This window comes from Streptomyces rugosispiralis, assembly GCF_024505145.1.
Taxonomy (GTDB): Bacteria; Actinomycetota; Actinomycetes; order Streptomycetales; family Streptomycetaceae; genus Streptomyces; species Streptomyces rugosispiralis.
The window spans coordinates 143,399-162,392 of record NZ_JANIAA010000003.1 but is presented as its reverse complement, the minus strand read 5'-3'; the positions used below and the strand labels follow the sequence as shown (position 1 = coordinate 162,392).

19 protein-coding genes are annotated in these 18,994 nt (G+C 71.0%); 14 read left to right on the top strand and 5 right to left on the bottom strand.

Going from position 1 to position 18,994, the window contains the following annotated elements; genetic code table 11:
- Positions 1–35 precede the first annotated feature (35 nt).
- Positions 36–818: an SDR family oxidoreductase gene (locus tag NP777_RS07200; protein WP_256649495.1), complete on the top strand. Its 783-nt coding sequence runs from the start codon at positions 36–38 to the stop codon at positions 816–818.
- Complete coding sequence (locus NP777_RS07195) at positions 815–1,876, top strand: threonine aldolase family protein (RefSeq protein ID WP_256649211.1); 1,062 nt, start codon at positions 815–817, stop codon at positions 1,874–1,876. Before NP777_RS07200 ends, NP777_RS07195 begins: the two co-directional genes overlap by 4 nt.
- Before the next feature lie 54 nt (positions 1,877–1,930).
- Here the strand turns inward: NP777_RS07195 and NP777_RS07190 are convergent, their stop codons facing one another.
- The gene (locus NP777_RS07190) at positions 1,931–2,662 is read right to left on the bottom strand and encodes a lysophospholipid acyltransferase family protein (RefSeq protein ID WP_256649210.1); all 732 of its coding nucleotides are present in this window, start codon (positions 2,660–2,662) and stop codon (positions 1,931–1,933) included.
- 183 nt (positions 2,663–2,845) lie between these two features.
- On the opposite strand from NP777_RS07190, the gene NP777_RS07185 reads away from it, so the two are divergent.
- The 7 genes from NP777_RS07185 to NP777_RS07160 all read left to right on the top strand — a co-directional run bounded on the left by NP777_RS07185 (position 2,846) and on the right by NP777_RS07160 (position 8,805).
- Positions 2,846–3,205, top strand: a complete 360-nt coding sequence (locus NP777_RS07185; RefSeq protein ID WP_199334534.1) for a TlpA family protein disulfide reductase — start codon at positions 2,846–2,848, stop codon at positions 3,203–3,205.
- A 58-nt stretch (positions 3,206–3,263) separates the two neighbouring features.
- Positions 3,264–3,344, top strand: a complete 81-nt coding sequence (locus NP777_RS48455; RefSeq protein WP_346768659.1) for a putative leader peptide — start codon at positions 3,264–3,266, stop codon at positions 3,342–3,344.
- A gap of 57 nt (positions 3,345–3,401) precedes the next feature.
- Complete coding sequence (locus tag NP777_RS07180; RefSeq protein WP_256649209.1) at positions 3,402–3,908, top strand: flavin reductase family protein; 507 nt, start codon at positions 3,402–3,404, stop codon at positions 3,906–3,908.
- Positions 3,909–4,171: 263 nt separating this feature from the next.
- A complete protein-coding gene (locus NP777_RS07175; protein ID WP_256649208.1) occupies positions 4,172–4,957 on the top strand; it encodes an electron transfer flavoprotein subunit beta/FixA family protein in 786 nt (261 codons plus the stop codon).
- An 84-nt stretch (positions 4,958–5,041) separates the two neighbouring features.
- A complete protein-coding gene (locus NP777_RS07170) occupies positions 5,042–6,004 on the top strand; it encodes an electron transfer flavoprotein subunit alpha/FixB family protein (protein ID WP_256649207.1) in 963 nt (320 codons plus the stop codon).
- A gap of 157 nt (positions 6,005–6,161) precedes the next feature.
- A complete protein-coding gene (locus tag NP777_RS07165) occupies positions 6,162–7,457 on the top strand; it encodes a DUF6986 family protein (protein WP_256649206.1) in 1,296 nt (431 codons plus the stop codon).
- A 136-nt stretch (positions 7,458–7,593) separates the two neighbouring features.
- Complete coding sequence (locus tag NP777_RS07160) at positions 7,594–8,805, top strand: hypothetical protein (RefSeq protein WP_256649205.1); 1,212 nt, start codon at positions 7,594–7,596, stop codon at positions 8,803–8,805.
- A 63-nt stretch (positions 8,806–8,868) separates the two neighbouring features.
- On the opposite strand, the gene NP777_RS07155 is transcribed toward NP777_RS07160, so the two are convergent.
- Entirely contained in the window at positions 8,869–9,501 is a 633-nt protein-coding gene (locus NP777_RS07155; RefSeq protein ID WP_256649204.1) for a GAP family protein, read from the bottom strand.
- A 175-nt stretch (positions 9,502–9,676) separates the two neighbouring features.
- On the opposite strand from NP777_RS07155, the gene NP777_RS07150 reads away from it, so the two are divergent.
- Entirely contained in the window at positions 9,677–10,060 is a 384-nt protein-coding gene (locus NP777_RS07150) for an SHOCT domain-containing protein (protein WP_256649203.1), read from the top strand.
- Positions 10,061–10,272: 212 nt separating this feature from the next.
- Here the strand turns inward: NP777_RS07150 and NP777_RS07145 are convergent, their stop codons facing one another.
- Together NP777_RS07145 and NP777_RS07140 are read right to left on the bottom strand one after the other, a co-directional pair.
- Complete coding sequence (locus NP777_RS07145; protein WP_256649202.1) at positions 10,273–10,725, bottom strand: hypothetical protein; 453 nt, start codon at positions 10,723–10,725, stop codon at positions 10,273–10,275.
- 177 nt (positions 10,726–10,902) lie between these two features.
- On the bottom strand, positions 10,903–11,967 hold the full coding sequence (locus NP777_RS07140; RefSeq protein ID WP_256649201.1) for a LacI family DNA-binding transcriptional regulator: 1,065 nt from the start codon (positions 11,965–11,967) through the stop codon (positions 10,903–10,905).
- 145 nt (positions 11,968–12,112) lie between these two features.
- Between NP777_RS07140 and NP777_RS07135 the strand changes: the two genes are divergently transcribed.
- The gene (locus tag NP777_RS07135) at positions 12,113–13,090 is read left to right on the top strand and encodes an ROK family protein (protein ID WP_256649200.1); all 978 of its coding nucleotides are present in this window, start codon (positions 12,113–12,115) and stop codon (positions 13,088–13,090) included.
- A gap of 370 nt (positions 13,091–13,460) precedes the next feature.
- Here the strand turns inward: NP777_RS07135 and NP777_RS07130 are convergent, their stop codons facing one another.
- Positions 13,461–15,470: an NPCBM/NEW2 domain-containing protein gene (locus NP777_RS07130; protein ID WP_256649199.1), complete on the bottom strand. Its 2,010-nt coding sequence runs from the start codon at positions 15,468–15,470 to the stop codon at positions 13,461–13,463.
- 261 nt (positions 15,471–15,731) lie between these two features.
- Here NP777_RS07130 and NP777_RS07125 point away from each other — a divergent pair, with 261 nt between their 5' ends.
- The 3 genes from NP777_RS07125 to NP777_RS07115 are packed head-to-tail and all read left to right on the top strand — an operon-like array spanning position 15,732 to position 18,859.
- Entirely contained in the window at positions 15,732–17,015 is a 1,284-nt protein-coding gene (locus NP777_RS07125) for an ABC transporter substrate-binding protein (RefSeq protein ID WP_256649198.1), read from the top strand.
- A 12-nt stretch (positions 17,016–17,027) separates the two neighbouring features.
- Positions 17,028–17,942: a carbohydrate ABC transporter permease gene (locus NP777_RS07120; RefSeq protein ID WP_256649197.1), complete on the top strand. Its 915-nt coding sequence runs from the start codon at positions 17,028–17,030 to the stop codon at positions 17,940–17,942.
- Positions 17,939–18,859, top strand: coding sequence for a carbohydrate ABC transporter permease (locus tag NP777_RS07115; protein WP_256649196.1), 921 nt, complete (start codon positions 17,939–17,941; stop codon positions 18,857–18,859). Before NP777_RS07120 ends, NP777_RS07115 begins: the two co-directional genes overlap by 4 nt.
- Positions 18,860–18,994: the final 135 nt, after the last annotated feature.

Genomic DNA, 18,994 nt, shown 5'->3' with positions numbered 1-18,994 from the left:
GCCCCCGGGCGGGGCAGGACGAGGAGGCGGCGAGCATGACCACACCGACATCGAGCCCGAGCCCGAACGAGCCGGGCGAGCGGCCGCTGGACGGTGCGGTGGTGGCGGTGGCCGGCGCGGCCGGCCCGGCGGGCCGGGCCGCGGTGCTCCGCCTCGCCGAGGCGGGCGCCACCGTCATCGCCTCCGACGCCGACCCGGTCCGGCTGGCCGAGGTCGTGGACGCGGCGCGCTACGCCCACGGCGGCGCCAGCGTCACCGGCGAGACGGTCGACCTGCTCGACCTCGACGCGGCCCGCGCCTGGGCCGACCGCACCGAGAAGGAGTTCGGCCGGGTCGACGGGCTGATCCACCTGGTCGGCGGCTGGCGCGGCGGCAAGACCTTCGCCGACGCCCCGCTCGCCGACTGGGACACCCTGCACAATCTGCTGATCCGCACCGCCCAGCACACCTCCCTCGCCTTCCACGACGCCCTGCTGCGCAGCGGCAAGGGCCGCTATGTGCTGATCAGCGCGGCGGGCGCGTCCAAGCCCACCGCGGGCAACGCCGCGTACGCCGCCGCCAAGGCCGCCGCCGAGGCCTGGACGCTCGCGCTCGCCGACTCCTTCCACAAACTGGGGGGCGAGGGCGGTCCGTCGGCGGCCGCTGCCATCCTGGTGGTCAAGGCGCTGGTGCACGACGCCATGCGGGCGGAGCGCCCCAACGCGAAGTTCGCGGGCTTCACGGACGTCAAGGAGCTGGCCGAGGCCATCACCGGACTCTGGGACCGGCCCGCCCAGGAAGTGAACGGAACCCGCCAGTGGCTGACCCCCAAGCCGTGAGGACCGACGCCCGCCGCCACCACGACCCCGAGGTACGCGGCTTCGCCAGCGACAACTACGCCGGCACCCACCCGGAGATCCTCGCCGCGCTCGCCCTCGCCGACGGAGGCCATCAGGTCTCCTACGGCGAGGACGACTACACCGCGCATCTGCAGTTCGTCATGCGCAGCCACTTCGGCCCGCACGCACAGGCGTTCCCGGTCTTCAACGGCACCGGCTCCAACGTGGTCGCCCTCCAGGCCCTCACCGACCGCTGGGGCGCGGTCATCTGCGCCGAGTCCGCCCATATCAACGTGGACGAGTGCGGGGCGCCCGAGCGCGTCGGCGGGCTGAAGCTGCTCACCGTCCCCACCGAGGACGGCAAGCTCACCCCCGAGCTCATCGACCGCCAGGCGTGGGGCTGGGAGGATGAGCACCGGGCGATGCCGCAGGTGGTCTCGATCGCCCAGAACACCGAGCTCGGCACCGTCTACACGGTGGACGAGATCCGCGCGATCTGCGACCACGCGCACGAGCGCGGGATGAAGGTCCACCTCGACGGCGCCCGGATAGCCAACGCGGCCGCGTCCCTGGACGTGCCGATGCGCGCGTTCACCAACGCGGCGGGCGTCGACGTCCTGTCGTTCGGCGGCACCAAGAACGGGATGCTCTTCGGCGAGGCCGTGGTCGTCCTCGACCCGGACGCGGTGGGCGCCATGAAGCATTTGCGCAAGCTGTCCATGCAGCTGGCGTCCAAGATGCGGTTCATCTCCGTCCAGCTGGAGGCCCTGCTCGCCCGCGACCTGTGGCTGCGCAACGCCCGCCACGCCAACACCATGGCCCAGCGGCTGGCGGACGGCGTGCGCTCGGTGGACGGGGTGAAGATCCTCCACCCGGTCCAGGCCAACGCGGTCTTCGCCCGGCTGCCACACGAGGTGAGCGAACGCCTCCAGAAGCGCTACCGCTTCTACTTCTGGGACGAGGCCGCGGGCGATGTGCGCTGGATGTGCTCCTTCGACACCACGGAGGAGGACGTGGACGGCTTCATCACGGCCCTCAAGGAGGAGATGGGCCGGTAGGCCGTCCGCCGAGTGTTCGGGCGGGCCGCACGGCCCGCCCCGCGGTCTTCCGTCCTAGCGGCCCCGGTCCAGGGCCAGCGCCTCGGCCGGGGTGGGAGCGGTGCCGCCCAGGTGGGCCGGGACCCACCAGGTGTCGTCCGGGCCCTTGGGCCGCACCGGATACGCCCGCTGCGCCGCCTCCAGCAGCTCCTGCACCCGGCCGCGCAGCCGCTCGGTCAGGGTGTCCGAGGGCTCGGTCGGGTCGGCCTCCATCGGCTCGCCCACCCGCATCGTGATCGGGTAGTGATGGCGGCCCAGCGCCCGCTTCTGGCCCTTGGTCCACAGCCGCTGCGTGCCCCACAGCGCCATGGGCAGCAGCGGGACGCCCGCCTCCTGCGCCAGCCGGGCCGCGCCCGACTTGAAGTTCTTGAGGGTGAAGGACCGCGAGATCGTCGCCTCCGGGAAGACGCCGATGATCTCGCCGGAGCGCAGCGCCCGCAGGGCGTGCTTGTACGCGTCCATGCCCGCCGCCCGGTCCACCGGAATGTGCTTCATCGCGCGCATCAGCGGCCCGGAGACCTTGTGCCGGAAGACCGACTCCTTGGCCATGAACCGCACCAGCCGCTTGGCCGGACGGGCGGTCAGCCCGCAGAAGACGAAGTCGAGATAGCCGATGTGGTTGCTCACCAGAACCGCGCCACCCGTCCGCGGGACATTCTCGGTGCCCTTGATGTCGAAGCGCAGATCGAGCGCCTTGAACATGGTGCGGGCCACCCCGATCACCGGCGGGTAGACGAGCTCTGCCATTGAGGACCCTTCGTCGTATGCCTGGGGAGGGTTCTCCCGGCGGAAGTTACGCGGCCGTAGGTATCCGGCTTCTGGCAGATGGTGCCCGATGTCGTCCCTTTGTGCTACCGCGCGGCACGGCCCGGTCGCGAGATCCTCATCACGTCGGGTGGCCGCCGGGGAATCCCCGGGCCGCCCAGGACGCTGCACCAGGGAGGCCCGACCGGGAGGAGACAGGTGCGAGACGGCGACGGAAGCCGGCGGCTGGGCGCCGCCGAGCTGGGCGCGGAGCTGGGGGAGCGGGCGACGCTGGTCCAGTTCTCCAGCGCCTTCTGCCAGCCCTGCCGGGCCACCCGGCGGACGCTGTCCGAGGTGGCCGCGATGGTGGACGGGGTGGCGCATATCGAGATCGACGCCGAGTCCCGGCTGGAGCTCGTCAGGGCGCTGGACATCGCCCGTACCCCCACCGTGCTGGTGCTCGACGCGGCCGGGCGGGTCGTACGGCGGGCCTCCGGGCCGCCGCGCCGGGCCGATGTCATCGCCGCTCTGGGTGATGCCGTGTGAGCCTCCGCGCCCCGGCCCCACTTGACGGTCCGCACCCCGCGTGGTCAGGGTGAACGGCATGCGGCCTGGACTCCTTCTTTACGGACGTGTGCACGTGGACCTGATGCGGACCGCCGGCGCACGGTGTCCGGGCGGGTGAGCGAACGAGGACAAGCGCGACCCCCCCCGCCCGTACCTCCCGCAGAAGGGCAACTCCATGACGGCGACGCACGACCTCGGCACGTCCCCGCTGACGACGTCCGACCTCTTCCGCTCCGTCTTCCGCCGGCACGCCTCCGGCGTCGCCGTGATCACCGCCCAGGGCACCCGCCCGGTCGGCTTCACCGCCACCTCCCTCGCCTCCGTGGCCGCCGAGCCGCCGCTGCTCTCCTTCGGCGTGGGCACCGGCTCCTCGAGCTGGCCCGTGCTCTCCGAGGCCGAGTACGTCGGTGTCCACATTCTGGGCGAGCACCAGCGGGAGCTGGCCGCGACCTTCGCGCGCAGCGGTGCCGACCGCTTCGGACCGGCCACCGGCTGGCGCTCGGGGCCGGAGGGCGTGCCGGTGCTCGACGGGGTGCTGGCGTGGCTGCTGTGCCGGGTGGTGGCCCGGATACCAGCCGGGGACCACCGGGTGCTGATCGGCGAGGTCACCACGGGTAGCGCGGCCGGGACCGGCCGTCCGTTGCTGTACCACCAGGGGCGCTTCAACGCGCTCCGCGACTGAGCCGCCGAGCGCTACGCGGCCGGCCCGCGCCGCTCCGATTGGCATGTACACCTCGTATTGATCAACGCCGTTGGCAAGGTCACAGTTCAAGCGGGTTGCGTACGGGGAATGAGCTGGGTGTACTGACGAGTAATATTTTGCTGCGGTGCATGGGCCGCCCGGCAGGAAACCGCCCGCGGTACCGCCCGGGTCCCGCCCCCGAAGGCGCCTATGCTGCCAGCAACAAGGCAGCTCGGTAGAGACGATGCAGTAGGAGAGCCGGCGTGAGCTTGAGGATCGTTGTCTGTGTTAAGTACGTGCCCGACGCCACCGGCGACCGGCACTTCGCCGAAGACCTGACCGTCGATCGCGACGACGTGGACGGCCTGCTCTCGGAGCTGGACGAGTACGCGGTCGAGCAGGCCCTGCAGATCGCCGACGAGGCCGATGACGCCGAGATCACCGTCCTGACCGTCGGCCCGGAGGACGCCAAGGACGCGCTGCGCAAGGCGCTGTCGATGGGCGCGGACAAGGCCGTGCACGTCGAGGACGACGATCTGCACGGCACCGACGCGCTGGGCACCTCGCTGGTGCTGGCCAAGGCCATCGAGAAGACCGGCTACGACCTGGTGGTCTGCGGGATGGCCTCCACCGACGGCACCATGGGCGTGCTTCCGGCGATGCTGTCGGAGCGCCTCGGCGTGCCGCAGGTGTCGCTGCTGTCGGAGGTGTCGGTCGAGGACGGCACCGTGAAGGGGCGCCGTGACGGGGACACCGCGACCGAGCGGCTGGAGGCGCGGCTTCCGGCGGTGGTGTCGGTGACCGACCAGTCCGGTGAGGCCCGCTACCCGTCGTTCAAGGGCATCATGGCGGCGAAGAAGAAGCCGGTGGAGTCCTGGGACCTGGAGGACCTGGAGATCGAGTCGGACGAGGTCGGTCTCGAGGGCGCCTGGACCGCCGTGGACGGCGCCACCGAGCGTCCGGCCCGCACCGCGGGCACGATCGTCAAGGACGAGGGCGAGGGCGGCAAGCAGCTCGCCGCCTTTCTCGCGGAGCGCAAATTCATCTGATGCTGCCTCGCGGGTCAGAAGTTCATCTGACCGGTTCCCGCCGCCCGTCCCAGATCTTTCGCATTTCGCAGGAGAGCGATTCCCATGGCTGAAGTCCTTGTCTACGTCGACCACGTGGACGGTGCCGTCCGCAAGCCCACCCTCGAGCTGCTGACCCTGGCCCGCCGCATCGGCGAGCCGGTCGCCGTCTCCCTCGGCTCCGGTGCCGAGAACACCGCGTCCACCCTCGCCGAGCACGGTGCCGTGAAGGTGCTGACCGCCGACGCGCCCGAGTTCGCCGACTACCTCGTCGTCCCGAAGGTGGACGCGGTCCAGGCCGCGTACGAGGCCGTGTCGCCGTCCGCCGTACTGTTCCCGTCCTCCGCGGAGGGCAAGGAGATCGCGGCCCGGCTCGCGGTCCGCATCGGCTCGGGCATCATCACCGACGTCGTGGACCTGGAGGCCGGTGACGAGGGTCCGGTGGCCACGCAGTCGGTGTTCGCCGCCGCCTTCACCACCAAGTCCCGGGTCAGCAAGGGCACTCCGGTGATCACCGTGAAGCCGAACTCGGCCGCCGTGGAGGCCGCCCCGGCCGCGGGCGAGGTCGAGGCACTCGAGGTGTCCTTCTCCGACAAGGCCACCGGCACGAAGGTCGTCTCGCGCACGCCGCGTGAGTCGACCGGGCGCCCGGAGCTGACCGAGGCCGCGATCGTGGTCTCCGGCGGCCGTGGTGTGGGCGGCGCGGAGAACTTCCCCGTCGTGGAGGCCCTGGCCGACTCCCTCGGCGCGGCCGTCGGCGCCTCGCGCGCCGCGGTGGACGCGGGCTGGTACCCGCACACCAACCAGGTGGGCCAGACCGGCAAGACCGTCTCGCCGCAGCTCTACATCGCGGCGGGCATCTCGGGCGCGATCCAGCACCGCGCCGGTATGCAGACCTCGAAGACCATCGTGGCCGTCAACAAGGACGCCGAGGCCCCGATCTTCGACCTGGTCGACTACGGCGTGGTCGGCGACCTCTTCGAGGTCGTCCCGCAGCTGACCGAGGAGGTCAAGACCCGCAAGGGCTGACACCCGCCGGACCTCCGCGAGGCCCCGTACGCGATGCGCGTGCGGGGCCTCGCGGCTGCCGGGAGGGTGTTGACCCGCCGTTCCATGGCTGGCTAACTTCACTGCACGGATCATTGTTTCCGTAAGGCGGAAATGACGGGAAGGGTGGCGAACGGACATGGAGCCTCACGGGGAGACGGTGCGGACCAGCCTGCCCGGCGCGGTACGGACGACCATCGCCGACTCCCTCGCCGCCGTCGACGCCGAGCTGGCCCGCCGCTACCCCGGCGACCCGGGCACCCGTCAGCCCGTCCACACCGTCTACGTCCCCGCCGACCTCCTCACCGCCGGTACGGTGCGCGACTGGGGCGACCAGGCGCTGGCGGCCCTCGACCGGCACGCCCCCGACGCCGCCGCCTTCGCCGCCGTCCTCGGCCTCCCCGGCGAACTCGCCGAGTCCGTCCACACCCGGGTGCGGGCCAAGCTCGAGCGCGAGCCCGTGGAGGATCTGCGGATCGACTTCGAGGACGGCTACGGTCCCCGCCCCGACGCCGAGGAGGACGCCGCGGCCGCTCACGCCGCCTCGCTCGTCGCGGCCGCCCGCGCCGAGGGCACCGCGCCGCCCTATATCGGCATCCGCATGAAGTGCCTGGAGGCCGCCGTGCGCGACCGCGGCATCCGCACCCTCGACATCTTCCTCACCGGGCTGATGGCGGCCGGAGGGCTGCCGGACGGCCTGGTGCTCACCCTGCCCAAGGTGACCTACGCCGAGCAGGTCACCGCGATGGCCCGGCTGTGCGAGGAGTTCGAGAGGGCGCACGGGCTCGCCCCTGGACGCATCGGCTTCGAGATCCAGATCGAGACCACCCAGGCCATCCTCGGCCCGGACGGCCGCGCCACCGTCGCCCGGATGATCGACGCCGCCGGGGGACGGGCCACCGGACTGCACTACGGCACCTTCGACTACAGCGCATCCTGTGGGGTCGGCGCCGCGTATCAGTCCATGGACCATCCCGTGGCCGACCACGCCAAGGCCGTGATGCAGGTCGCCGCCGCGGGCACCGGCGTACGGCTCTCCGACGGTTCCACCAACGTGCTGCCGGTCGGCCCGACCGAGCGGGTCCACGAGGCCTGGCGGCTCCACCACCGCCTGGTCCGGCGGTCGTTGGCGCATGCGTACTACCAGGGCTGGGACATGCACCCCGGCCACCTCCCGACCCGCTACGCCGCCGTCTACGCGTTCTACCGCGAGGGCCTGGAGGCGGCGGCGGAACGGCTCGCCGCGTATGTGGACCGTACGGCCGGATCCACCGGCATCGCCGACGAACCGGCCACCGCGAAGGCGCTCAGCGGCCACTTGGTGCGCGGGCTGGACTGCGGGGCCCTCGACGGCGCCGAGGTCGAGCGGCTGACCGGGCTCGGCCGCGCCGAACTCGACGCGCTGGCGGGCCGCGCCGCCCCGGCCGCCTCCTGACCCCGGAACACCGGATCCGCGGGAGTCCACAGATCGGCCCGTCCCGCCGGGACCGCTGATCCGCTTGGCCACATCCGCTCACCCGCACGTGTCACCCGGGGTGCGACCCCGCCGGTGAGGGCGGGAGATGGGTGTCATGGCCAGAAGCGCCGTGTCGGCCCTGCTGATCCTGCTCGGTTGCCTCCTCGTACCGGTGTCCGTGCTGACGGTGTGGGTCCACGACATCGTCCTGGACACCGACCGCTATGTGGCGACCGTCGCCCCGCTCGCGAAGGACCCGGCGATCCAGGACACCGCCGTGGAACAGGTCAGCCAGGCCGTCGACATCCGCCACAACAGCCATGAGATCACCGCCGACATCGCCTCCTGGCTGCGCGCCCACGGCCTCCCGGAGCGGGCCGCCGACACCATCGAGGGGCTGGCCCCGCAGCTCGACTCGGCCCTGGACCAGGCGGTGCGGAAGGTCGCCGCCCACATCGTGCGCAGCGAGCAGTTCCCCGCCGTGTGGACCGGCGCCAACCGGGCCGCCCACACCGCCGTCGTGAGCGCCCTCACCGGCAAGGGCGGCGGGCCGGTCGGCGTCGAGGGCCACACCGTCACCCTCAACGTCGGCGCCGCCGTGGAGCGGGTCAGACAGCAACTGGTGGACGCCGGGCTCCCCGCGGTGACCGGCATCCCCGACATCCACCAGCGGCTGGTCCTCTTCCACTCCGACCGGCTCGACACTTTTCGACGGTCTGCGCGCCTGCTCGACCTGGCCGGGAACTGGCTGCCCGCGCTGACGGTGACCCTCGGCGGCACCGGAGTGCTGCTCGCCCACCGGAGCCGCCGGGCCCTCGCCCGCGCGGCCCTGGGCACCGCGCTCGCCTCCCTCGCCCTGGCGCTGGCCCTCGCGGTGGGCCGCCGCTACTACCTCGACCATGTGCCGACGAGCGTGCTGTCCCGGGCGGCCGCCTCGGCCCTCTTCGACACGGTGGTGCGCTTCCTGCGGGTCACCGTGCTCACCGTGCTGGTGCTCGGCCTCGTGGTCGCGCTCGGCGCCTATCTGGCAGGGCCGGGGCGGCTGCCGAGCACCGTACGGGGCCGGGCCGAGGTCCTCGCCGACGGCGCGGCCCGCTGGGGCGCGGCCCACGGGATGCGCACCGGCCGGGCCGGCACCTGGACCGCCGACCACCGGCGGGGACTGACCACGACGGCCCTGCTGGTGCCGGTCGCGGTGTTCGCCCTGTGGAACCACCCCACCGTGCTGACGGTGCTCTTCCTGGTGCTGATCCTGCTGGCCGCCCTCGCGGTGATCGCGCTCCTGGCCGCCACGGGCCGCACGGGCGCACACGGCCGGGGCGGCTGAAGCCGGGTCGGGGTTTCGCGGGGCCCGGCCACACGCCGTCAGCCGGGGGCCGCCCGGAGACCGTCAGGGGGCCAGGATGAGCACGATGAAGATCAGGCACGCGGCGACGTTGACCACCCAGCTGTGGGTGGTGAGCCATTCCCGGAGCCGGGGCATCGCGCGCTGCGCCCGCTTGCCGAGCAGGAGGTAGACCAGCAGCGGCAGTGCCGCGATCAGCACGGTGGCGGCGATGAACGGCAGCGCCGCCGTCCACCCCACGTCATGCTGGACCAGATTCGCCCCCACGGTCAGCATGACCGCGATGTCGGACGGCATGAGCAGGATGATCAGAAAGCCGGTCGTGAACGCCTTACGGGGACCGGCTTCCATCAGCGAGCCCAGCCACTTCGGCGGCTCGACCGTCCGCCGCCGCACCACGTTCTTCACCGCGACCAGCGCCAGCAGCCCCACCAGCACCAGCTGGACGACGACCGCCGCCACCTCCCGATCGGACGGGCGGCCCGGCGCGAACGCCTGCCCCAGCAGTGCGAAGATCCCCCGTGCGATGGCAACTCCCAGCGCCGTGGCGATCGCCACCCCCAGCACAAACGCCAGGCCCACCCGCACCGGCCGCGCGCTGGTCACGAGGACGACGGCGGCCACGATCTGCGGCCCCGCCATCATCGTGACGGCCAGGGGAAGAATCTGGAGATCCATGGCCACCCGCCCTTCCGGCCTCCGCCGCGTGGTGACGCCCCGCCTTCCCATTGGTACGCACCGCTCGCCCTGGTGGCATCCGCTGCTGCGCCGACCGGGGGCCGCCGTAAGCTGAAGATGTGGGCCCTGGTGGGGCCCTGGGGTCCCGCCGGGCGTGTCCGACGGGAGGCAGACGATGGACTATCCACTGCTGAATATTTTCCTGACCACGATGTGGGTCTTTCTGTGGATCCTGTGGCTGTTCCTGCTGTTCCGCGTGTTCGCCGATCTCTTCCGCGACGACTCGCTGAACGGATGGGCCAAGGCGGGCTGGACCGTCTTCGTCCTGGTGCTGCCCTTCCTCGGCGTCTTCGTGTACCTGGTGGCACGGGGCCGTGGGATGGGCATGCGTGAGATGCGGCGGGCGGAGAAGGCGGAGGCGGACTTCCGGGAGTTCGTCCGGACGACCGCCACCACGGGCCGCGCGGAGGAGCTCGAGCACCTCGTGGAGCTCAAGAACCACGGCGACCTCACGCCCGAGGAGTACGAGCGCGCCAAGGCGAAGGTGCTCGCCGCCTGAGAGGTCGTGGAACCGACCGGCAGGGGCGGGGTGGGTGCGTGGTTCGGCGTGCGCCCGCGTGGGCGCCGGGGAACTTCCGCACGATGGGGGCCACCTCGTCCAGCCGGTTTCGAGGCGGAAGTGGCCACCGTCCCGGAGACAGCGGGTGCGGCGGTCGAGGCGGAGGTGGTCGAGGGGCTCGGGTCGCGGTGGCCGGTGCCGGTCGGTACGGGTCAGTACCGCACCGCCGTGCCCACGTTCGCCGTGATGTGGCCGGTGAGCTTGCGGTGGCTGCGGGCGGTGGCCGGAGTGGGCTGGTTCGGGGGCACCTTGGACAGTCGCAGGAAGACGGCGTCCACCAAGTCCCCGCTCGCGTTGCGGAAGTTGACCTCGATGGCGTAGCCGGCCGGGTGCTTGCTCCCATTGGTCACGGTCAGCCGTGCCACGGCCCGTCCCGCGCCGTCGCGGCTCACCCGGCCGACCTTCACCTCGCGCTTGGCCTGGGAGCCGCCCTTGATCTTGTCCAGCTCGGCCTGCGCCGACGCCTTCGCGGACGCGACGGCGGCGGAGGCCCGGGACACCTCGGACGACGGGGTGCCCCCGTCGTGCGAACAGCCGACGGCGGCCGGCGCCAGCACGGCCATGAGGCTCACCGCGCAGATCGTCCGCGTTCGGCGCCCGCTCATCGCGTCTCCCTCGTTCCGTCGGACGGGCCCCGGGCCCTCCGCCTCCACCCTCGGGGCGGTGGGAGACCGAGGCAACCGGAGCGGGGCCGTTCAGGCGTTCGGGGAAAGCGCCCCGATGGGGGAGGGGCGATCGGACGTCCGGGAGAGGGCGGCTCAGGGTGTCGCGGGCGGGGGCGCTCAGGGTGTCGCGGGCGGGGGCAGCTCGCCCGAGCCGCGCGGGATCAGCCGGGTCGGCAGGACGAGCCGCCGGGGGTCCCCGCCCGCGCCGTCGAGGCGGCGGAAGAGCAGATCGGCGGCGGTGCGGCCGAGCTGGGCCGAGTCCTGGGCTATGACGGTGATCCCGGGGGAGAGCAGATCGGCGAGTTCGAAGTCGTCGAAGCCGATGAGGGCCACCGGCGCGGCGGGCGGGCGCTCGGCCAGGACCCGTACGACCGTGACGGTGACCCGGTTGTTGCCCGCGAAGAGCGCGGTGACCGGCTCGGCGGCGTCCAGCATCGCGGTGGCCGCGGTCCGGACCCGCTCCGGATCGGTGGGGCCGAGCGAGACCCAGGCGTCATGGACCGGCAGCCCGGCCTCGCTCATCGCCGCGTGATAGCCGCGCAGCCGCTCGGCGGCGGTGTGGATGCCCGGCAGGTCGCCGATGAAGCCGATCCGGCGGTGGCCGTGGGCGATCAGATGGGCGACGGCGTCGCGGGAACCGCCGAAGCTGTCGGCGAGCACGGCGTCGGCGTCGATGCGCCCCGCGGGCCGGTCGACGAAAACGGTGGCGACCCCGGCCGCCATCTCGGGGGCCAGATAGCGGTGGTCATGGCCGGCCGGGATGATGACGAGGCCGTCGACCCGGCGTGCGCACAGCGCGAGCACCAGCTCCTGCTCGCGCTCGGGGTCCTCCGCGCTGGACCCGTTGATCAGCAGCGCGCCATGGGCCCGGGCGACCTCCTCGACGGCACGGCTCAGCGGACCGTAGAAAGGGTCGGCCAGATCCTCCAGGACCAGTCCGATGCTCGCTGTACGGCCCTTGCGCAGGATGCGGGCGCTGTCGTTGCGGCGGAAGCCGAGCGCGGTGATGGCCTCCTGGACGCGGCGCTCGGTGTCGGGGGTGACGCCCGGCTCGCCGTTGACCACTCTCGAGACGGTCTTGAGGCCGACCCCGGCCCGCGCGGCGACGTCCTTCATAGTGGGTCGGGTGCCATAACGGCGTGTGGGGGTGCGGCTGGCGGTGCCCGGGGCGGTGTCGGTCACAGTGCGCTCGTCCCGTCGCTGGTCGTCGTGGGGAAAGGAGTGATGAGCATAGCCCCTGGACAACGTTGTCAGCGCCGGGAAGACTATTGCCGCACACCGAACACGCCCATGCCCACCAGCATGCCCACCAGGAGAGTCGACACCTATGCCACGTGACCTCATCGCCGCACTGGACATCGGCGGGACCAAGATCGCGGGCGCTCTGGTGGACGGGAGCGGAAAGCTGGTCGCACGGGCCCGCCGCGCCACCCGCGCCCAGGAGGCCGGCGCCACCGTGATGCGCCAGGTCACCGCCGTGCTCGAGGAGCTCGCGGCCACCGCGCACTGGTCGCGGGTCGCCGCCGTCGGCATCGGCAGCGCGGGCCCGGTGGACGCCTCCGTGGGCACCGTCAGCCCCGTCAACATCCCCGGCTGGCGTGACTTCCCGCTGGTCGCCGGGGTCCGGGAGACCACCGGCGCACTGCCGCTCTCGCTGGTCGGCGACGGGCCGGCGATGACGGCCGCCGAACACTGGCAGGGCGCGGCGCGCGGCCGTAAGAGCGCCCTGTGCATGGTGGTCTCCACCGGCGTGGGCGGCGGGCTGGTCCTGGGCGGCAGGCTGCACCCGGGCCCCACCGGAAACGCCGGGCACATCGGTCACATCAGCGTGGAGCTGAACGGCGACCCGTGCCCGTGTGGCGGACGCGGCTGCGTGGAGCGGATCGCCAGCGGCCCCAACATCGCCCGCCGCGCCCTGGACGGCGGCTGGCGCCCGGGGCCGGACGGCGACACCAGCGCCGAGGCCGTCGCCGCCTCGGCGCGGGCCGGAGACCCCGTCGCGCGGGCCTCCTTCGAACGGGCCGCCCAGGCCCTGGCCGCCGGGATCGCCGCGACCGCCGCGCTCGTCGAGATCGAGGTGGCGGTCGTCGGCGGCGGGGTGGCGGGCGCCGGGGACGTGCTGTTCGCGCCCCTGCGGCGCGCCCTGCGCGACTACGCGACCCTGTCGTTCGTCCAGGGGCTGGAGGTCGTCCCGGCGCAGATGGGCACCGACGCGGGCGTGGTGGGCGCGGCCGCGGCGGCGGCGCAGGACGCGCGGCTGGAGGGGTTCGGCCCGGCGGCGGGCACACGTCCCACCGGCGACTGAGCCCGCCCCGGCGAAGGATCCGCCGAGCGAGCCGGCGGGCCCGGGGAGGACCGCCGGCCTGGGCGGCGGTAAGGCGAGCGCCAGGCCGGGCAGGGCGGCGCGGAGCCGGATGACACGGCCTCGCCCACCGCGGGCGGCGGCAACGGCGGCCAAGTCGGCCCGGCGACGACAACGGCCATCGGGATGGCTATGTGAGCGTCGGCCACGTCAAGGGCGGCGACAATGACGCGCCCCTTCCCGGGCTGCCCGAGTGCTGAGCCCGGGACGGCCGCGAGAAGGGGCGGACCTCATCGGTGGATCTCATCGGTGGATCTCGTCGGCGGATCTCGTCGGTTGATCCTCAGCCGAGTGGAGCGGTCCGAACGAGGGCTCAGCAGGTGAAGGCCGCGTCGGCCCAGTCCCCGTGGTCGCTGGTGATCCCGTCCCCGCCGTCGGTGACGACGAGCCGGACCGTCTTGGCCCCGCCGATGGCGGCGTCGAGGGCGGTGGCCGGATCGGCGTTGGTCAGCGTCTTCGACGACGCCACCTTGGTGTCGTCCGCCCAGACCTCGAAGCCGACCGTCCCGGCGGTGCCCTCCTCGTCGTCCACGCCGACCTGCGCGGTGAACCGCGAGCACCGGCCTCCGGTGTAGTACGTGACCTCGCTGGGCGCGTGCACGCCCAGGCCCTTGTCGTACGTGGTGCCGCCGATGGTGAGCGGATGGCCGTCCCCCGCGTCGTTCTCGCCGACGCTGGTGTTCTTCTCCACCGGGCCCCAGCCGTTGAGCGCGCTCAGCCAGGGCAGATCGCTCGCGTACGAGCTGCCGGAGGGCGGCGCGACCACCACATGGACGGCCGAGACCAGCCGCGCGGCCGCCTTGTCGCCGCCCGGTGAGCGGTAGTCGGCGCTGACCGTCAGGTCGTACGCACCGGATGCGGCCCCGGTGGGCGCGGTCACCTGCCAGCGCGTGGCCAGTTTCGAGCCGCTGGGCAGCGAGGCGGCCCGGGTCGGGGAGGTGGCCTTGATCCGCCAGCCGTCGGGGCCGGTGAGCCGCACCGAGACCTGCTGGGCCGGGGTGCGGCCGAGGTCGGTGAGGGTGGTGTCGACCTGGGCCGTGGCCCCGGCCTCGGTCAGCGCCGTGCCGTCGAGGCCGAGTTCGGCGGCGGGCGGGTAGGAGGCCCAGCGGGTGTCGGCCGAGGCCCGGTAGAGCACGGTGCCATGGGCCGGGACGGTGGCCGAAATGGCTCCGGCGGTGTTGTAGTCCTTGTGCGCCCACAGGTCGCGCAGCCGGTACGCGGTCGCCCGGGGCAGTCCGACCCCGGTCGCCGTGGTGGCGATGTGCTGCGGCCGGTCGGTCTCGTTGAACAGCGCCACGGCGCGGCTGCCGTCCGCCATCTCCTTGGCGATGACCCAGCGCCCGCCCTCGGAGGAGACCACGGTGCCCTGCTTGCCCAACGGGTCCTGATCGACGCCGATCACCTCATGATTGCCGAGGATCTCGTAAGTCTCGGCGTTGGCCTTGCGCAGATCGGTACCGATCAGCAGCGGCGCGGCCATGATCGACCACAGCGAGAAGTGGCTGCGGTACTCGGTGGCCGTCATCCCGCCGTTGCCGACCTCCAGCATGTCGGGGTCGTTCCAGTGGCCGGGTCCGGCGTACTTCGTGAGCGGCAGGTTCTGCTTGGCGATCGACAGCATGCTGCCCCAGCTGTCGCTGATGTCGCCCGTGGTCCGCCACAGCTGGCCGACTTCCCCCGCCCACTCCCAGGGCTTGTTCTCGCCCCATTCGCAGATGCTGTAGACGATGGGACGGCCGGTGGTCTCGGTCGCGGCCTTCAGGGCGTCGCGCATGGTGCGGTAGCGCTGCTTGGCGTCGACACCCTGGTTATTGCAGTTGTCGTACTTGAGGTAGTCGATGCCCCAGTCGGCGAACTGCTGGGCGTCGGACATCTCATGGCCGAGCCCCCCGGGGAAGCCGGCGCTGTTGCAGGTCTTGGTGCCCGCGCTGGTGTAGATGCCGATCTTCAGTCCCTTGGAGTGGACGTAGTCGGCGACGGCCTTGATGCCGTTCGGGAAGCGGACGGGATCCGGGACCAGCTTGCCGTTGGCATCGCGCTGCGGCAGCGCCCAGCAGTCGTCGAGGTTGACGTACTGGTATCCGGCGTCCTTCAGTCCCTTGGCCACGAAGATGTCGGCGATGCCCTTGACCATCGCCTCGTTGAACTCCGCGCGGCAGTGGGTGGAGTTCCAGTTGTTGAAGCCCATCGGAGGGGTGAGGGCGAGCCCGTCACCGGGCGCGGCATTCCGGGCGGAGGCCGATGGGGTGACCTCGGCGGGCTGCGCCGGCTGGGCGACGGCCGGGAGGGCCAGGCCGACCGTGGCCAGCAGGCCGGCGCTCATTGCTCCGATGACTCTTCGCTTCGCGGGTCGAAAACAGCGGTGGCGCACCATGCGGGTCCTCCGTTCTCAACGGGGGTGACGCAGTGTCATGGCTGCGTCACATGCGAGCGTTTACGGTAGACCCTGTTGGAGTCTGTTGGAAGAGATGCGATAACAGTTGTTCGATACCTCGTCAAAACCCTTGACGATTCGCCTGGTCGCCGGGTGAGATCCCCTCACTCGCGTTCGGTTGTGTTTGATTGAACCTCTGTGGAGGGGCACATGGCACCGTCATCGTCAGGACATCCGATCTCCCGCCGTGCGCTACTACGAGGCACCGCGGCCGGGGCCGGCGCGGTCGCCCTTCCGATGCTGCTGACCGCCTGCGGTGGTCCGGGCAACGAAGTGAAGATCGGCTCCAATGCCTCCGACGCCGTGCCCCGTAAGGCGTTCGCCGAGGTGTTCGACGCGTACGAGAAGAAGTCGGACAAGAAGGTCAAGGTCAACACCGTCAATCACGAGGCCTTCCAGGAGGGCATCAACCGCTATCTGAAGGGCACCCCCGACGACGTCTTCATGTGGTTCGCCGGGTACCGCATGCAGTTCTTCGCCGAACAGGGGCAGCTCGCCGAGATCAGCGACCTCTGGAAGGGCTTCGACGGCTTCTCGGACGCGCTCAAGGCGCAGTCCACGGGCAAGGACGGCAAGCAGTACCTGGTGCCGTACTACTACTACCCCTGGGCGGTCTTCTACCGGAAGAGCGTCTTCGCCCAGCGCGGCTACGAGATCCCGAAGACCTTCGACGAGTTCCGCGCGCTCGCCAAGCGGATGGACAAGGACGGCCTCGACGCCATCGCCTTCGGCGACAAGGACGGCTGGCCCGCCATGGGGACCTTCGACTATCTCAATATGCGGGCCAACGGCTACGACTTCCATGTCTCCCTCATGGGCGGCAAGGAGTCCTGGACCGATCCCAAGGTCCGGCATGTCTTCGACCTGTGGCGCGGACTGATGCCGTATCACCAGAAGGGTGCCAACGGGCGGACCTGGCAGGAGGCCGCCCAGAGCCTGGCGCAGAAGAAGTCCGGTATGGCGGTCTTCGGACTGCCCCACCCCGGGCAGCAGTTCTCCGCCGCCGACCGCGAGGATCTGGACTTCTTCCCCTTCCCCGAGATCGACTCCGCCTACGGCCAGGACGCGGTTGAGGCGCCGATCGACGGCTTTCTGCTGGCGAAGAAGTCCAAGCGGCAGAAGGAGGGCAAGGAGCTGATGAAGTACCTCGCCACCCCCGCCGCCGAGGAGATCTACCTGAAGCGGGACCCGAACAACATCGCGGTCAACGACAAGGCGTCCACCTCCTCGTACAACGCGCTGCAGAAGAAGGCCGCCGACCTCGTCTCGAACGCCAAGCAGATATCGCAGTTCATGGACCGCGACACCCGGCCGGACTTCGCGTCCCAGGTGATGATCCGGGCCATTCAGCAGTTCATCAACAAGCCGAACGACATCGACTCCCTCACCAAGGACATCGAGTCCCAGAAGAAGACCATCTTCGCCAGCGACTAGGAGATTCGCGCCGTGCCGCTCATGAACGCGCGGCGTGCCAAACGGCGGGGTCCGCGGCGATTCACCTCCCGCGACCTCGCCGTCATCGGCGTGCTGCTGGGCATACCCGTCCTGCTCGACCTGGCCCTGATCTGGGGCCCGACCCTCGCCTCCATCGGCCTGTCCTTCACCAGTTGGGACGGCATCGGCGATATCCACTGGGTGGGCATCGACAACTACAAGACTCTCTTCACCGACTATCCGCCGTTCTGGCCCGCGGTCCGCAACAATCTGCTCTGGGTGGCCTTTCTCGGCTTGGTCGCGACGCCCTTCGGACTGCTGCTGGCCGTACTGCTGGACAAGGGTGTCCGGTTCAGCCGCTTCTACCAGTCCACCCTCTATATGCCGGTGGTGCTCTCCCTCGCCATCGTCGGCTTCATCGCGCAACTCGTCTTCTCCCGTGACCAGGGTGCGCTGAACGCGATCCTCGCCAACAAGAACGACCCGGTGGACTGGCTCGGGGACCCGGACCTCAATATCTGGATGGTGCTGCTGGCGGCCGCCTGGCGGCACACCGGGTATGTGATGATCCTCTATCTGGCCGGGCTGAAATCCGTCGATCCCTCGCTCAAGGAAGCGGCCGCGATCGACGGCGCCAGTGAGACCCAGACCTTCTTCCGGGTGGTGCTGCCCACTCTGCGCCCGGTCAATATCATCGTCGGTGTCATCACGGTGATCGAGGCATTGCGCGCCTTCGACATCGTCTACGCCATCAATCATGGCCGTAACGGGCTCGAACTGCTTTCGGTGCTGGTCACCGACAACATCATCGGCGAGGCCAGCCGAATCGGATTCGGCTCCGCGATCGCCGTCGTCCTGCTGACCGTGTCCCTGGGATTCATCGTGACCTATCTGGTCCAGGAACTGCGAGGGGGGAAGAAGGGATGACAGTCACCACTCCGCCCGCCCCCGTGCGGACCGTGACCCCGGCGACCGGCACCGGCAAGCGCCGGGTGACCCGTGGCCGGCTCGGGCTGCACGCCTTTCTGATGGTCGTGTCGCTCGCCTTCCTCGCCCCGCTGCTGCTCGCCGTCTACGCCTCGCTGCGGCCGTACGAGGAAACCGCGAAATACGGCTATTTCTCGCTGCCGCGCCATCTGTCGTTCGACTACTACGCCAAGGCGTTCAACGACTCCGGGATGGGCAAGTACTTCGTCAACTCGCTCATCATCGCGGTGCCCGGCGTGCTGCTGACGCTGTTTCTCGCCTCGTTCGTCGCCTTCTGCGTGACCCGGCTGAGGATACGCGGCGGGCTGGTGCTGCTGATGGTGTTCACGGCGGGCAATCTGCTGCCGCAGCAGGTCATCGTCACCCCGCTCTATGTGCTCTTCACCAAGATCAATCTGCCCTATTGGATGTCGGACTCGATGACGATGTACGACTCCTACTGGGCCGTGCTCTCCGTTCAGGTCGCCTTCCAGGTGGGATTCTGCGTCTTCGTCCTCGCCAACTTCATGCGCACGATTCCCGATGAGATCGTGGAGGCGGCGCGGGTGGACGGGGCGGGGGTCTGGACGCAGTACTGGAACATCACGCTTCCGCTGTGCCGGCCCGCGCTGGCCGCGCTCGCCACCCTGCAATTCACCTGGATGTACAACGACTTCCTGTGGGCGCTCGTCTTTATCTCCGACGGCGACAAGCTGCCCATCACCTCCGCGCTCAACAATCTGCGCGGCCAGTTCTTCACCGACTACAACCTGCTCGCGGCGGGCTCGGTGATCGTGGCGCTTCCCACGGTGCTGGTCTTCCTGCTGTTGCAGCGCCACTTCATCGCCGGTCTCACCCTCGGCGCCAGCAAGGGCTGACACGGCACCGGCACGGGGCTGATACGACAGGGGTCACCGTGGCTCACCTGGCCATGGTGACCCCTGTGGCACAAGGGCCACACGATCCCCGACCGTGCTCCGCCGCCCCGCCCCGCGTCCCGTGCCCAACCCGTC

Coding starts and splice junctions, on each gene's coding strand:
- NP777_RS07200 (WP_256649495.1), top strand. CDS start 36: ATGACCACACCGACATCGAGCCCGAGCCCGAACGAGCCGGGCGAGCGG.
- NP777_RS07190 (WP_256649210.1), bottom strand. CDS start 2,662: ATGGCAGAGCTCGTCTACCCGCCGGTGATCGGGGTGGCCCGCACCATG.
- NP777_RS48455 (WP_346768659.1), top strand. CDS start 3,264: ATGCGGCCTGGACTCCTTCTTTACGGACGTGTGCACGTGGACCTGATG.
- NP777_RS07180 (WP_256649209.1), top strand. CDS start 3,402: ATGACGGCGACGCACGACCTCGGCACGTCCCCGCTGACGACGTCCGAC.
- NP777_RS07170 (WP_256649207.1), top strand. CDS start 5,042: ATGGCTGAAGTCCTTGTCTACGTCGACCACGTGGACGGTGCCGTCCGC.
- NP777_RS07165 (WP_256649206.1), top strand. CDS start 6,162: ATGGAGCCTCACGGGGAGACGGTGCGGACCAGCCTGCCCGGCGCGGTA.
- NP777_RS07160 (WP_256649205.1), top strand. CDS start 7,594: ATGGCCAGAAGCGCCGTGTCGGCCCTGCTGATCCTGCTCGGTTGCCTC.
- NP777_RS07155 (WP_256649204.1), bottom strand. CDS start 9,501: ATGGATCTCCAGATTCTTCCCCTGGCCGTCACGATGATGGCGGGGCCG.
- NP777_RS07150 (WP_256649203.1), top strand. CDS start 9,677: ATGGACTATCCACTGCTGAATATTTTCCTGACCACGATGTGGGTCTTT.
- NP777_RS07145 (WP_256649202.1), bottom strand. CDS start 10,725: ATGAGCGGGCGCCGAACGCGGACGATCTGCGCGGTGAGCCTCATGGCC.
- NP777_RS07135 (WP_256649200.1), top strand. CDS start 12,113: ATGCCACGTGACCTCATCGCCGCACTGGACATCGGCGGGACCAAGATC.
- NP777_RS07130 (WP_256649199.1), bottom strand. CDS start 15,470: ATGAGCGCCGGCCTGCTGGCCACGGTCGGCCTGGCCCTCCCGGCCGTC.
- NP777_RS07125 (WP_256649198.1), top strand. CDS start 15,732: ATGGCACCGTCATCGTCAGGACATCCGATCTCCCGCCGTGCGCTACTA.
- NP777_RS07115 (WP_256649196.1), top strand. CDS start 17,939: ATGACAGTCACCACTCCGCCCGCCCCCGTGCGGACCGTGACCCCGGCG.